This window comes from Cellulomonas flavigena DSM 20109 (genome assembly GCF_000092865.1).
GTDB classification, from domain to species: Bacteria; Actinomycetota; Actinomycetes; order Actinomycetales; family Cellulomonadaceae; genus Cellulomonas; species Cellulomonas flavigena.
This window is the reverse complement of the sequence record NC_014151.1, coordinates 2,848,011-2,861,555: the sequence shown is the minus strand read 5'-3', so window position 1 is coordinate 2,861,555 and position 13,545 is coordinate 2,848,011. Positions and strand designations below refer to the sequence as shown.

Below are 13,545 nucleotides of genomic sequence, written 5' to 3'. Positions count from 1 at the left end.
GCCCGGAGGGGTCCTCCGCGCCGACTAGGCTGTGCGCGTGACGCAGACTTCCGACCCTGCCGCGCCCACCCAGCCCACCCAGCACCGGCCGGTCCTCGTCGTCGACTTCGGTGCGCAGTACGCGCAGCTCATCGCTCGGCGCGTGCGCGAGGCGAACGTGTACTCCGAGATCGTGCCCCACACGGCATCCGTGCAGGACATGCTCGCGAAGGACCCGGCGGCGATCATCCTGTCCGGCGGGCCGTCGTCGGTGTACGCCGACGGCGCACCGTTCGTGGGCCCCGAGCTGTTCGAGGCCGGCGTGCCGGTGCTCGGCATCTGCTACGGCTTCCAGGCCATGGCGCAGGCGCTCGGCGGGACGGTCGCGCAGACCGGTCAGCGCGAGTACGGGGGCACGGCCGTCGAGATCACCACGACCGGCACCGTGCTCGAGGGCAGCCCCGACGCGCAGACCGTGTGGATGAGCCACGGCGATGCCGTGCACGCCGCGCCCGAGGGTTTCGAGGTGCTCGCGACGAGCGCCGGCAGCCCCGTCGCGGCCTTCGAGGACCGTGAGCGTCGCCTGTACGGCGTGCAGTGGCACCCCGAGGTCAAGCACTCGCCGCTCGGCCAGGCCGCGATCGAGAACTTCCTCTACCGCGGCGCGGGCCTGGCGCCCGACTGGAACCCGGGCAACGTCATCGCCGAGCAGGTCGAGCGGATCCGCGCCCAGGTGGGCGACGCGCGCGTCATCTGCGGCCTGTCCGGCGGCGTCGACTCGTCCGTCGCGGCCGCGCTCGTGCAACGCGCCGTGGGGGACCAGCTCACGTGCGTGTTCGTCGACCACGGCCTGCTGCGCGCGGGCGAGGCCGAGCAGGTCGAGCAGGACTTCGTCGCCGCGACGGGCGTGCAGCTCAAGGTCGTCGACGCGCGCGAGCGCTTCCTCACCGCGCTCGCGGGCGTCACGGACCCGGAGACCAAGCGCAAGATCATCGGCCGCGAGTTCATCCGCGTCTTCGAGGACGCGGCGCGCCAGGTCGTCGAGGACGCCGGTGCGCACGGCGAGGCCGTGGAGTTCCTCGTCCAGGGCACGCTGTACCCCGACGTCGTCGAGTCCGGCGGCGGTGAGGGCGCGGCGAACATCAAGTCGCACCACAACGTGGGCGGCCTGCCGGACGACCTGCAGTTCGAGCTGGTCGAGCCGCTGCGCACGCTCTTCAAGGACGAGGTCCGGGCGGTCGGTCTCGAGCTCGGCGTGCCCGAGGTCATCGTCTGGCGCCAGCCGTTCCCGGGGCCCGGCCTGGGCATCCGCATCGTCGGCGAGGTGACCGCCGAGCGGCTGGACACGCTGCGCGCGGCCGACGCGATCGCGCGCGAGGAGCTGACGCGCGCCGGGCTCGACCGGGAGATCTGGCAGTGCCCCGTGGTGCTGCTCGGCGACGTGCGGTCGGTCGGCGTGCAGGGTGACGGGCGCACGTACGGGCACCCGATCGTGCTGCGCCCCGTGTCGTCCGAGGACGCCATGACGGCCGACTGGACGCGTCTGCCGTACGACGTGCTCGCGACCATCTCCACGCGCATCACCAACGAGGTCCCCGAGGTCAACCGCGTCGTGCTCGACGTGACGAGCAAGCCGCCGGGCACGATCGAGTGGGAGTGAGCGGGGCGGCGCCGTGACACCGTCGCTCGTCGTGCCGCTCGTGTTCGCGGCGTTCGTCCTGCTCGTGGCCGTCGGGCTGCTGGTCGGCGGCGTGCAGCTGCTGCGCCGCGCGGCCCGGACGCCGCGGACGCGGGTGCCCGTCGAGGCCGTCGTGGTGCACCGCACGTCGCACCGGCGGCCGGCGAGCGTGACGTTCGACCACGCGGTGCCCGGCGGTTGGATGCGGACCACACGCGTCGAAGGGCTGCCCGTGACCGTCCCGGGGGGTCGGGTCGCGCAGCCGGGCGACCACATCACGGTGTGGGCGCACCCGCAGAACCCGGCCGACGTGCGTCTGGGGGCCGGGTCCACACCCGCGGGGCCGTTCGGGGTGATGCTCGTGCTCATGGGCGTGGGCGCGACCGGGCTCGCGCTGTGGTTCGTGACGATGACGGTCATGATGCTGCGCTGACCGTGCGTGCTGCGCCGGGGTGCCGGTGCCCGTGGGGGACAATCGACGGTGTCGACGAGAGGACGGACGTGAGCAGCGATCCGACGAGCACCGGGCCGACGAGCGCCGGGGTGCCGAGCACGGAACCGGTCGGCGCCGACCCGACGGGCGGCCCGGCGGCCGGCCCACCCGACCCGGCCGCGTGGGCCCGCAAGGCCCGGGGTGCGCTGACCCGCTACCGCGTCATGGCGTGGATCACGGGCACGATGCTGCTCCTGCTGTGCGTCGAGATGGTCGCCAAGTACGTGCTGCACACCGGCGGTTACGACGCCGAGGGTGAGCCGATCGGCCTGCTCGGCTCGTGGGTCGCGTTCGCGCACGGCTGGATCTACGTGCTCTACCTCGTCGCCGTCTTCGACCTGTGGGCGACGCTGCGCTGGCGGCTGGGGCGGCTGGCCTCGATGGCGGCCGCGGGCGTCGTTCCGGTGATGTCGTTCATCCTCGAGCGGCGTGTGCACCGTGACGCGCAGGCGCGCATCGACGCAGCCGCGCCGCAGGCCTGAGACGGGCGGCCTGCCTGTGCGGATCGTCCACGTCTCCGACTGCTTCGCGCCCCGTACGGGCGGCATCGAGACGCAGGTGGGGGACCTCGCGCGGCACCAGGTGCGTGCCGGTCATGAGGTGCACGTCCTCACGGCGACCCTCGGCGAGGGCGGGGAGCGCGGGGGTGTGGTCGACCTCGAGGACGGCGTGCACGTGCACCGGCTCGGCACGCGGCTGCCGTTCGACCTGCCGGTGAACCCGCTCGCCGGGCCGCGCCTGGTCCGGCACGCGCTGCGCGAGGTCGGCCCCGACGTGGTGCACGTGCACGCCGGCGTCCTCTCGCCGTTCGCGTTCGACGGCGTGCGCGTCGCGACCGCGGAACGGCTGCCGACCGCGATCACGTGGCACTGCATGCTCGACGGCACCGTGGGGGTCGCCGGCCCGGTCGTGCGGCGCACCCGGTGGCGGCGCGTGCCGGCGGCGCTCAGCGCGGTGAGCGGCGCTGCCGCGCAACGCGTGCGCGAGGTGTTCGACCGCCGCGTCGACGTGGTGCCCAACGGCATCGACGTCGGGGTGTGGGCCCCGAGGGTCGCGCCCGCGCCCGACCCGTCGGCGCCGCTGCACCTCGTCGCCACGATGCGCCTGGCCCCGCGCAAGCGCGCGGTCCCGCTCGTCGACCTCGTCGCGGACGCCGTGCGTCGCCTGCCGCCGGGTGCTCTGCGGCTCACGCTCGTGGGGGACGGGCCGGCCCGGGAGCCGGTGCGGTCACGCGTCGCCGCCGCCGGGCTGCAGGACGTCGTCGACCTGCGCGGACGGCTGCCGCGCGAGGAGGTGCGCGCGCTGTACGCCCACGCGGACGTGTTCCTCGCCCCCGCCCGGCTGGAGTCGTTCGGCATCGCGGCGCTCGAGGCGCGCACCGCCGGGCTCGTGGTGCTCGCGCACGCCGGCACGGGTGTGGGGGAGTTCGTCACCGACGGCGTCGACGGCTACCTCGTCGCGGACGACGCGGGCATGAGCGACGCCGTGGTGCGCCTCGCGCAGGACCGCGGGCTCCTGGCCACGATGCGCCGCCGCGCCGTGTCCGTGCCGCCGCCGTTCGACTGGGCGCACGTGATGGCAGCCGCGGACGCGCAGTACGCGCGTGCCGCGCAGCTGGTGACCTCCGCCACGCCCGCCTGACCGGGCTCGCGCAGGACAGGCTGCTGGGCCGGGCCCAAGGTCCCCGGTATCCTCGGTGGTTCACCCCTGCGGGTGAGCGAGGCGACACGCCCACGGGACCTGGGTCCCACCGGATCGGCCCGACCTGCGACGACGCTGTTCACGTGAGCACGACAGCTCACCGGGCCGGTCCTCCGGTCTAGTGGAGGAAAGTCCGTACCGATCGGGGAGATCGAGATGTCGAACGCAGCGGTCCAGTCCAAGCCGGCCCACCTCAAGGTGCTGGCGATCATCGTCCTCGCCTTCGGCGGCCTCTTCGCCGTCTCGGGCGCCGCCACCTGGATGCTGGTGGCCGGGAACCTCGCAGCCGAGAAGGTCACCGTCGCGGACGACGCGGCCGCCTTCGCCGGTGAGCTCGTCGACACGCCGTGGGAGGCGTGGGCGCAGGCCGACATCATCAACAAGCACGCCCTCGAGGGCTCCGGCGGCAAGACCTACGCCGAGCTCGACCGCGAGGACCCGGCCCGTGCCACCGTGATGAACGGCTCGTTCCTCCGGGCGTCGCTGTTCACGTCGGTCCTCGCGTTCGGTGTGTCCCTCCTGGTCTTCGGCCTCGGCGTGGTGTGCATCGTCGCCGGTGAGGCCCTGCGCCGGATCGCCGTCCGCCTCGACGCGCCGGTGGCCGCCAAGCCGGTCGTCCAGAACGCCTGACCGACGCACCGCACACGCACGAGAGGGTCGGTACCCGTCACGGGTGCCGACCCTCACGTGCGTCCCGGCGACCCGCCCGCTCCGGGCGGGTCGCCGGGGTGTCGCGTCAGCGGTCGGCTGTGCGACCGCGGCGCAGGCTCTGGACGAGCGGCCCGAGGATGAGCCCCAGACCCGCCGCGATGAGCAGCACGATCGAGGCGAGCTGCACGTCGATGGTGTAGCCGGCACCCACCAGCAGGACCCCGAGGCCCACGATGGCGACGATCAGGCCCCACACCACGGAGCCCAGCCGGACCGTCGGGCGCTCCCGCGGGGTGACCCCGTCGGTGCTCCTCACGGTGGTGTCGTCCAGGTCGTCGGTGCTCATGCTGCGTCCTCCTCGATGATGCGGACCTCGCCGACGCCCGAGCTGATCTCGAGCACGAGGTTCGGCGAGCCGGCCTCGGCGTCGTCGTCCAGGTACGTCAGGTCGCCGAGGCCGACGCCGCTCTGCTCGTGCACGTCGTCGTCGAGCTCGACGCGCACGGACCCGAGGCCCGCGGTCACGTCGGCCTGCACCGCCGCCTCGCGCGGGACGACGACCGTCAGCTGGCCGGCGCCGATCGCGATCGGCACCCGCAGGACCTCGTCGTCGAGCGGGACGCCGGTGAGGTCGATGCGTGACGTGCCCGCGCCCAGGTCCCACCCGGCCGCGGCGACGGTGCGGCTCGTCGCCGTGACGTCCTGCGCGCGGCCCTCGCTCTCCCAGCCGCGCAGACCGTCGGACCACTCCGTCTGGTGCACCAGCGCGGTCGGGACCCACACGAGCAGGCCCGCCACCGCGAGGAAGCCGACGAACCCGCTGCTGCGCCCGCGCAGACCCAGCGTCACGATGCCCAGGCCCGCCACGACGAGCGCGATGCCGCCGGCGGTGATCCACAGCGGGCCGTCGTAGGCGCCGACCCGGTCGGCCAGCAGCAGCGCGCCGAGGCCCACGATGCTCAGTCCCACGACGGCGCCGACGGTCGCGGCGTCCGCGCTGCGCCGGGGTGGACGCGGCGGCGCGGGAGGCGCCGGGAGCACCGGTGCGCCGCCGAACGGCGGTGCGGGCGGTGCCGGCGGCCCGTACGAGGGCGGCGCCGGGGGGCCGTACGGCGCCGGAGCGTCGGCGACGCCGACGGACGACGTGGGCAGCGGCAGCGTGGCCGTCGGCCCACCGGCGGCCGGCGCGCTCGCGGCCGCCGTCGGCGTGCCCCACGCGGGGGCCGCCTGGCGCGCTGCGGCGTTGCGCTTCTGGGAGCTCACGACGAGCGCGACGACGCCGACGACGAACAACAGCCACAGCGTGCCACCCACGGCGCCGCTGCCGTCCCAGAACCACCACCAGCCGTCGCCGCGGGCGAGGCCGACGACGACGAACGCCAACGAGCCGAGCAGCGCGCCGTCCGCATCGCCCGCGCCGAGCCGCTCGAGCAGGATGCGGTTGTCGCGGGCGTCGGGCAGCAGCGCCCACGCCACGCCGTAGAGCAGGAGCCCGAGCCCGCCCAGCAGGAACGACACGGCCAGGACCCCGCGGACGATGAGCGGGTCGACGCCGATGCGAGCGGCCAGGCCGCCGGCGACGCCGCCGACCCAGCGCTCGTCGGAGCGGTACAGCCCCGTGCGGCGCACACCGGCCCAGAAGCCGTTCGGTGCGGGCGGGGGCGTGGTGCCCGGGTGCGGTCCGGGACCCGTGCCGGGCGTCGTGCCCGGGGTGCCGGCGTCGGGGCCGGCGGGAGTCTGCGTGTCCATGGCTCGATCCTCATGCGCACGCCTGCCCGGGACATCGGGGACCGTCCCTGACCCGACCCTGGCCGGTACCCCGGACCTCGGGTCGTGGTCCCTGATCCTCGCGTCGGGTGCCCCTGCGCGGGCCCGTGCCGTGTGACGATCTGTACGTGACCACAGCCCCGTACGGCACACCGGCGCGCGCCGCCGCGCCGCGCGCCCGGCTGCCGCTGCGCCGCCCGGAGCAGGGCCGCTGGTTCGCGGGCGTGGCCACCGGGCTCGCCGCGCACCTCGAGCTGCCGGTCGCGCTCGTGCGCGTCGGGTTCGCGCTGCTGGTCCCCGTGGCCGGGATCGGTGCCGCGCTGTACGTGTTCTGGTGGCTCGCCGTGCCTGTCGGCGACCCCGCCGCAGCTGCCGTCGGTGCCCGGCCCAGCGCGCTGCAGCGCCTCGCCCGCCGCCAGACGCTCGAGAACGACGGGCGCCGCGTGCCGTGGGCGGAGATCGCCCTGGGGGTCCTGCTCGTCGTGACCGCGGGCGTGCTCGTCGCGTCGCGCGCCGGGGCGCGGTTCGACGCGGGGTGGGCGCTGCCCGTGCTCGTCGTGCTGGTGGGCGTGGCGCTGGCGTGGAGCCAGCTCGACGCGCTCCAGCACGGCCGGCGGGACGGGCGACGCATCAGCGTGCTGCGGCTCATCGGCGGCGGCCTGCTCGCCGCGGCCGGCGTGCTCCTGCTCGCGGGGCAGGCCGTGGGGCGCGCGGTGGAGCCCGCGCTGCTCGTGCAGTCCGCGGTGGCGGCGCTCGCGGTGCTGCTGGGCGTCGGGCTCGTCATGGCGCCGTGGTGGGTGCGGCTCGCGCGGGAGCTCGGCGACGAGCGCGCGGCACGCGCGCGCGAGGCGGAGCGTGCCGACATCGCGGCGCACCTGCACGACTCGGTGCTGCAGACCCTCGCGCTCATCCGCGCGCGCGCCGACGAGCCGGCGGAGGTCGCGCGCATGGCGCGTGCGCAGGAGCGCGAGCTGCGCGAGTGGCTCTACGACGACCGGAACGAGCCCGGCACGTCGCTGGCCGCGGCGCTGCGGGCCGTCGTCGCCGAGGTGGAGGACTCCCGCTCCGGCCCGGGCGGCGAGCCCGTCGCCGTCGACGTCGTCGTCGTGGGGGACCGGGTGCCCGAGCCGGACACGCTCGCGCTGCTGCAGGCCACGCGCGAGGCGCTGGTCAACGCGGTCGTGCACGGGCGCCCGCCGGTGTCGCTGTACCTGGAGGTCGGGCCGTCGTCCGTCGAGGTGTTCGTGCGCGACCGCGGCGCGGGCTTCGACCTGGAGGACGTCGGGCCCGACCGCTTCGGGGTGCGGGAGTCGATCATGGGACGCGTGCGGCGCCGCGGCGGCACCGCACGTGTGACGAGCAGCCCCGAGCGGGGCACCGAGGTGCACCTGTGCATGCCCGTCGGTGGCGGCGGGTCCGGGCAGGGTGTGGACGAGGACGAGGAGCGCGACGCGTGAGCGAACCGGTCGACGTGGTGCTGGTCGACGACCACCACATGTTCCGTGCGGGCGTGAAGGCGTCCCTCGACGCGCGCATGCGCGTGGTGGGGGAGGCGGCGGGCGTCGACGAGGCCGTGCAGGTCGTCCACGACCTGCAGCCGCCCGTCGTGCTGCTCGACGTCCACCTGCCCGGTGGCGACGGCGGCGGCGGGGCGGAGGTGGTGCGTCGGTGCGTCGACGTGCCGAGCACGCGGTTCCTCGCGCTGTCGGTCTCCGACGCGGCCGAGGACGTGGTGGCGGTGATCCGCGTGGGGGCGCGCGGCTACGTCACCAAGGCGATCGACCCCACGGCGCTGTCCGACGCCGTGGTGCGCGTGGCCGGTGGTGACGCCGTGTTCTCGCCGCGCCTGGCGGGGTTCGTCCTCGACGCGTTCGGCGCGGCCGCGGGCGACGTCGCGACGGGCGACGACGAGCTCGACCGCCTGTCGGCGCGTGAGCGCGAGGTCATGCGGCTCATCGCGCGCGGCTTCACGTACCGCGAGGTCGCCGGTGAGCTGTTCATCTCGATCAAGACCGTCGAGACGCACGTGTCCGCGGTGCTGCGCAAGCTGCAGCTGTCGAACCGCAACGAGCTGACCCGGTGGGCGGCGGCGCGCCGCCTGCTGTGACGCGGTGAGGCCGGACCGCCCGGGCGCGGGCCGTCAGACGCTCGGGGCCGACGCGTCCAGCGACGCGACGACCGACGCGACGATCGCGTCCCACTCGTCGTCGGGGATCGCCGGCAGGTGGTGCGCCCACAGGGGCATGACGAGCCCGCGCAGCTGCGTCATCCCGTCGGGGCGCGCGAAGAAGAACAGGTGCAGGTGCCCGTTGCCGTCGCCCCACCGGTGCACGTGCACGCGCCCGACCCCCGGGACGGCCGCCAGTGCGCGCTCGACGCGCACGACCATGCGGCCGAGCTCGCCGGCGAGCTCGTCGTCGAGGTCGCCCAGGTCGACGTGCGCGCGGGGGCCGAGGATGAGCGTCGGGAGGCTCACGGGCCCGCGTGCGCTGAGCCGCCACGTCGCGTCGGTCCACACGTAACGGTCGTCGGGGGCGGCGCACCGCGAGCACGTGGCCGCGTCCTCGTCCTCCCGTGCGGGCTCGGGGACGGTCGGGTCGTCGAGTGGTCGCAGCCGCAGACCGTCGCGCTCGAACGGGAACGTCTCCCAGTCGGCGATGCTGCCGACGGCCGCCCGCCCGTCGGGGCCCGCCGCGGCGCGGGCGCGGGCGACGAGCGCGGGGACGTCGAGCGCACCACGGGGTGCGTCCTGGTGCCGGGTCATCCGCGACCTCCTCGCCTCGGGCGGACGCCGCGAGCGTAGCGGTCGACGCGGTGTGCCTGGACTCCGCCCGATGCGCCCGACCCTCATGTGACGATCTTCACGAGTGCACGACACGCCCCACGAGATGACGTCGCGTCAGGTCCCCTAGCATGCGGTGATGGACATCGTTCACGGCATCTTCCTCGTCCTCCACCTGCTCGGCTGGGCCATGGTCTTCGGCGGGGCCCTGGCCGGCATGAAGAGCAGCAAGCTCACCGACGGCGCGTTCCACGGCATCCTCACCGCACTCGTCACGGGCATCGTGCTCACGGGCCTGCTCGGCTCCGACGCGAACCACGTGAAGGTCACCGTCAAGCTCCTCGTCGCGGTCGTCGTGACGGTCCTCGTCGTCCTCGGCCGTCGGCGCCCGGAGAAGGTGACGACCGGCTACCTCGGCGGCATCGCGGGCCTCGTCGCCCTCAACGTCGCCCTCGCCATCCTCTGGTGACCTGAGACCCGCACCCGCCGCGCCGAGCGGAACACCGCTCACCGTCCGCGACCGCGAACGGTGAGCCGGGTTCCGCTCGCGCGTTCCGGTCCCACCGAGCGGAACCCGGCTCACCGTCACCGTGTCCGTCCGGTGAGTGAGGTTCCGGTGGGCGCGGGGGGCGTGGCGTCGCTAGCGTCACCCCCGTGACGATCGACTGGGCCGGCGAGCTCGACCTGCTGGTGACCCTGCTCGTGGTCGTCGGGCTGGTCGGCGTCGTCGTGCAGGTGCTGCCCGGCGCGTTCCTCGTGGGCGGTGCGGTCGCGGTGTGGGGCGGGCTCCAGGGCACGGGCGCCGGGTGGGTGGTCACCGTGCTGGCCGTCCTGCTGACCGTTGCGGGGCAGGTCGTGAAGTACCTCGTCGCAGGGCGGCACCTGCAACGTTCCGGCGTGCGCAACAGCACGCTCGTGTGGGGCGGCGTCGCGGGGATCGTCGGGTTCTTCGTCGTGCCCGTCGTCGGGCTGCCGCTGTTCTTCGTCGGCGCCGTGCTGCTCGTCGAGTGGCTGCGGGCCCGTGAGCTGCGCCCCGCATGGCAGGCGACGGTGCGTGCGCTGCAGGCCACGGGCCTGACCATCCTCGTCGAGCTCGCCGCGGCGATGCTCGTCGTGGGCGTGTGGGTCGTCGCGCTCGTCGCCCGCTGAGCCGCGATGTCGGTGGTGGCGCCTAGGCTGGGCGGTGCCATGACGCTGTTCGAGAGCCTCGCCCTGCCCGTCCCCGGTGCACGCCCCGCCAAGGCGCCCGACGCGCGCGCCGCTGTCGCGCGCTCGCACGCCGGGGAGTCCTCCGGCCTGCCGCTGGTCGTCCCGCCGCGCGACGACGACGTCGACGCCGCGGCCGCCGACCACGCGAGGGGCGAGATCGCCCGGCGGGCCGCGGCGGCGGACGAGAAGCGCGCCGCCGCCCTGCTCGACGGGCTCAACCCCCAGCAGCGGGCCGCCGTGCTGCACGCGGGCGGGCCGCTGCTCATCGTCGCCGGCGCCGGCTCGGGCAAGACGCGCGTGCTCACGCACCGCATCGCGCACCTGCTCGCCACGCACCGCGCCCGCGCCGGCGAGATCCTCGCGATCACGTTCACCAACAAGGCCGCCGCGGAGATGCGCGAGCGCGTCGAGCAGCTCGTCGGCCCGTCGGCGCAGCGCATGTGGGTGTCGACGTTCCACTCGGCGTGCGTGCGGATCCTGCGGCGCGAGGCCGCGACGCTGGGCCTGCGCACGAGCTTCTCGATCTACGACCAGGCCGACTCCCAGCGACTGCTCACGCTCGTCGCGCGCGAGCTGGAGCTCGACCCGAAGCGCTACCCGGCCAAGGCGCTGGGCCACAAGATCTCGGCCCTCAAGGACGAGCTCGTCGACCCCGACGCGTTCGCCGCGAGCAACGGCGGCGGCAGGTCCGACGAGTTCGACACCGTGCTCGCGCAGGTCTACACGCGCTACCAGCAGCGGCTGCAGCAGGCCAACGCGCTCGACTTCGACGACCTCATCATGCGCACCGTGCACCTGCTGCAGGCGTTCCCGCAGGTCGCCGAGCACTACCGGCGGCGGTTCCGGCACGTCCTGGTGGACGAGTACCAGGACACCAACCACGCGCAGTACGTCCTGGTGCGCGAGCTCGCGGGCGTCGGCGAGGCGACCGAGGGCGGCGTGGGCCGCGGCGAGCTCACGGTCGTCGGCGACGCCGACCAGTCCATCTACGCGTTCCGCGGCGCCTCGATCCGCAACATCATGGAGTTCGAGGAGGACTACCCGGACGCCACGACGATCCTGCTCGAGCAGAACTACCGCTCCACGCAGACGATCCTCTCGGCCGCCAACGCGGTCATCAGCAAGAACTCGGGCCGGCAGGCCAAGCGGCTGTGGACGGACTCGGGCGCGGGCCCGCAGATCGTCGCGTACGTCGCCGACACCGAGCACGAGGAGGCGCGGTTCGTCGCGGAGGAGATCGACCGGCTCGGCGACAGCGAGTCCGTGCGCCCCGGTGACGTCGCGGTCTTCTACCGCGCCAACGCGCAGTCCCGCGCGCTGGAGGAGGTGCTGGTCCGCGTCGGCCTGCCGTACAAGGTCGTCGGCGGCACGCGCTTCTACGAGCGCAAGGAGATCAAGGACGCGATCGCCTACCTGCGCGCCGTGGCCAACCCTGACGACGACGTCAGCACGCGTCGCATCCTCAACGAGCCCAAGCGCGGCCTGGGGGAGCGGTCCGAGGCGATGGTCGCCGCGTTCGCCGAGCGGGAGCGGGTCTCGTTCGGCGCCGCGCTGGCGCGCCTCGACGAGGTGCCCGGCCTGGGCTCGCGCGCGCTGACCGGGCTGCGGGCGTTCGCGTCCATGCTCGACGAGCTGCGCGACCTCGCCGTGTCCGGCGCCGGCCCCGCCCAGGTGCTGGGCGCCGCGCTCGACCGCAGCGGCTACCTCGCGACGCTGCGCAGCAGCGACGACCCGCAGGACGGCTCGCGCGTCGACAACCTCGCCGAGCTGCACGCGGTCGCCGCCGAGTTCGAGGAGTCCGACCCCGAGGGCGACCTCACCGACTTCCTCGAGCGCGTGTCGCTCGTCGCGGACTCCGACCAGATCCCCGTCCCCGACGGCGCCGACGACGAGGCGACCGTCGCCGCTGCTCGCGACGCCGGCGTCGTCACGCTCATGACGCTGCACACCGCCAAGGGCCTCGAGTTCCCCGTCGTCTTCCTCACCGGCATGGAGGACGGGACGTTCCCGCACATGCGCTCGCTCGCCGACCCCGACCAGCTGGCCGAGGAGCGCCGCCTGGCGTACGTCGGGCTGACGCGCGCTCGGCAGCGCCTGTACGTGTCACGCGCCGCGGTGCGCACCGCGTGGGGCGTGCCCAACGAGTTCCCGCCCAGCCGGTTCCTCGACGACATCCCCGACGAGCTCGTCGACTGGCGGCGCCGGGAGTCCTCGACCTCGCGGCTTCGCGGCAGCTGGGGCTCGGGGTTCGGCTCCGGGGGCGGGCGCTCGGGCTCGTCGTGGGGCGAGCGCGGCGGATCGGGGTCGAGCAGCGGTCCCGTGACGCGCGAGAAGCGCGAGCCGCTTCCCCGCACCGGCGCGTCGTTCGGCTCGGCGACCCCGCGCGGGGACGTCCCGGACCTGTCGGTCGGCGACAAGGTGACCCACGACGCCTACGGGCTCGGCACGGTGGTCGCGCTCGAGGGCGCCGGGCAGAACGCCGTCGCCAAGATCGACTTCGGGACCAACGGCGAGAAGCGGTTGCTGCTGCGGTACTCCCCGGTCACCAAGCTCTGACCGCAGGCCGCACGCGCACCACCAGCCCGCGCTCAGGGGGCGCGCAGGAGGCGCGGGGCGGCGAGGTCGGAGTTGTCCACGACGACGTCCGCGCGGGCGGCCGGGGCGCACGCGGCGAGGTAGAGCCGCTGGCCCTCGCGATACCTGGCGTTCGCCGGGTCGTCCGGGTCCGGCGGGCAGCCGTCGCGCACGGCCATGCGGGCGTACGTCTGCGCGAACGGCACCTCGAGCCACACCGCCAGGTCCCACACGCTCCTGAGCTCGTCGCGCTGCAGGAAGATCCCGTCGAGGACGAGCACGGTCGCGTCGTCGACGACGTGCCACGGCGTCCCAGGATCGGTGTCGGTCGTGTGGTCGTGCACAGCCGTGCGCACCCGCCGCGGGCCGACGTGGTCCGGTCCGAGGGGGTCGAGCAGGACGGTGCGCAGCGCGTCGAGGTCGTAGGAGTCGCGGAAGAACCCCTCCGGGCTCGTGCGTCCGCGCCGGTAGCGGACTTCGCGCGAGTGGTGGAAGCCGTCGACGGACGCCCGCAGCACGGCTCGGCCCGAGGCACGCAGGACCACCGCGAGCTCGTCGGCGAACGTCGTCTTGCCCGCGCCGTCGGTGCCGTCGACGCCGACGCGCACCGGTCGCCCCAGCGTCGCGGCGTCGGGCACGGCGGACGCGACACGCTCCAGCACCCGTGTGCGCTCGTCGGTCACCTGCGGGACGGTAGTGGGTCCCGCATCC

At 74.8% G+C, this 13,545-nt stretch carries 14 protein-coding genes; 10 read left to right on the top strand and 4 right to left on the bottom strand.

From position 1 onward, the window contains the following. Positions 1-37 precede the first annotated feature (37 nt). From guaA to CFLA_RS12865, 5 genes are all read left to right on the top strand, one after another. On the top strand, positions 38-1,639 hold the full coding sequence (guaA, locus tag CFLA_RS12885) for a glutamine-hydrolyzing GMP synthase (protein ID WP_013117772.1): 1,602 nt from the start codon (positions 38-40) through the stop codon (positions 1,637-1,639). 13 nt (positions 1,640-1,652) lie between these two features. Continuing rightward, entirely contained in the window at positions 1,653-2,090 is a 438-nt protein-coding gene (locus CFLA_RS12880; RefSeq protein ID WP_013117771.1) for a DUF3592 domain-containing protein, read from the top strand. Positions 2,091-2,158: 68 nt separating this feature from the next. After that, positions 2,159-2,632, top strand: a complete 474-nt coding sequence (locus CFLA_RS12875; RefSeq protein ID WP_013117770.1) for a DUF3817 domain-containing protein — start codon at positions 2,159-2,161, stop codon at positions 2,630-2,632. Beyond that, entirely contained in the window at positions 2,589-3,791 is a 1,203-nt protein-coding gene (locus CFLA_RS12870) for a glycosyltransferase family 4 protein (RefSeq protein WP_245530247.1), read from the top strand. The genes CFLA_RS12875 and CFLA_RS12870 overlap by 44 nt, the downstream gene beginning before the upstream one ends. Positions 3,792-4,007: 216 nt before the next feature. Next, positions 4,008-4,481, top strand: a complete 474-nt coding sequence (locus CFLA_RS12865; RefSeq protein ID WP_013117768.1) for a hypothetical protein — start codon at positions 4,008-4,010, stop codon at positions 4,479-4,481. A gap of 106 nt (positions 4,482-4,587) precedes the next feature. Here the strand turns inward: CFLA_RS12865 and CFLA_RS12860 are convergent, their stop codons facing one another. After that, on the bottom strand, positions 4,588-4,848 hold the full coding sequence (locus CFLA_RS12860) for a hypothetical protein (RefSeq protein ID WP_013117767.1): 261 nt from the start codon (positions 4,846-4,848) through the stop codon (positions 4,588-4,590). Beyond that, entirely contained in the window at positions 4,845-6,251 is a 1,407-nt protein-coding gene (locus CFLA_RS12855) for a PspC domain-containing protein (protein WP_013117766.1), read from the bottom strand. Before CFLA_RS12855 ends, CFLA_RS12860 begins: the two co-directional genes overlap by 4 nt. Before the next feature lie 146 nt (positions 6,252-6,397). Here CFLA_RS12855 and CFLA_RS12850 point away from each other — a divergent pair, with 146 nt between their 5' ends. Further along, positions 6,398-7,726: an ATP-binding protein gene (locus tag CFLA_RS12850; protein ID WP_052302720.1), complete on the top strand. Its 1,329-nt coding sequence runs from the start codon at positions 6,398-6,400 to the stop codon at positions 7,724-7,726. Then, entirely contained in the window at positions 7,723-8,376 is a 654-nt protein-coding gene (locus CFLA_RS12845; protein ID WP_013117764.1) for a LuxR C-terminal-related transcriptional regulator, read from the top strand. Before CFLA_RS12850 ends, CFLA_RS12845 begins: the two co-directional genes overlap by 4 nt. Positions 8,377-8,409: 33 nt before the next feature. Here the strand turns inward: CFLA_RS12845 and CFLA_RS20080 are convergent, their stop codons facing one another. After that, positions 8,410-9,033, bottom strand: a complete 624-nt coding sequence (locus CFLA_RS20080; protein WP_013117763.1) for an HIT family protein — start codon at positions 9,031-9,033, stop codon at positions 8,410-8,412. A 157-nt stretch (positions 9,034-9,190) separates the two neighbouring features. Between CFLA_RS20080 and CFLA_RS12835 the strand changes: the two genes are divergently transcribed. From CFLA_RS12835 to pcrA, 3 genes are all read left to right on the top strand, one after another. Further along, a complete protein-coding gene (locus CFLA_RS12835; RefSeq protein ID WP_013117762.1) occupies positions 9,191-9,520 on the top strand; it encodes a hypothetical protein in 330 nt (109 codons plus the stop codon). Between the two features lie 185 nt (positions 9,521-9,705). Next, complete coding sequence (locus tag CFLA_RS12830; protein ID WP_013117761.1) at positions 9,706-10,200, top strand: DUF456 domain-containing protein; 495 nt, start codon at positions 9,706-9,708, stop codon at positions 10,198-10,200. Positions 10,201-10,239: 39 nt separating this feature from the next. Further along, complete coding sequence (pcrA, locus tag CFLA_RS12825; protein WP_013117760.1) at positions 10,240-12,816, top strand: DNA helicase PcrA; 2,577 nt, start codon at positions 10,240-10,242, stop codon at positions 12,814-12,816. Positions 12,817-12,848: 32 nt separating this feature from the next. Here pcrA and CFLA_RS12820 read toward each other — a convergent pair whose 3' ends face one another. Continuing rightward, entirely contained in the window at positions 12,849-13,517 is a 669-nt protein-coding gene (locus CFLA_RS12820) for a nucleoside/nucleotide kinase family protein (RefSeq protein WP_013117759.1), read from the bottom strand. Positions 13,518-13,545: the final 28 nt, after the last annotated feature.

Coding starts and splice junctions, on each gene's coding strand:
- CFLA_RS20080 (WP_013117763.1), bottom strand. CDS start 9,033: ATGACCCGGCACCAGGACGCACCCCGTGGTGCGCTCGACGTCCCCGCG.
- CFLA_RS12860 (WP_013117767.1), bottom strand. CDS start 4,848: ATGAGCACCGACGACCTGGACGACACCACCGTGAGGAGCACCGACGGG.
- CFLA_RS12835 (WP_013117762.1), top strand. CDS start 9,191: ATGGACATCGTTCACGGCATCTTCCTCGTCCTCCACCTGCTCGGCTGG.
- pcrA (WP_013117760.1), top strand. CDS start 10,240: ATGACGCTGTTCGAGAGCCTCGCCCTGCCCGTCCCCGGTGCACGCCCC.
- CFLA_RS12865 (WP_013117768.1), top strand. CDS start 4,008: ATGTCGAACGCAGCGGTCCAGTCCAAGCCGGCCCACCTCAAGGTGCTG.
- CFLA_RS12855 (WP_013117766.1), bottom strand. CDS start 6,251: ATGGACACGCAGACTCCCGCCGGCCCCGACGCCGGCACCCCGGGCACG.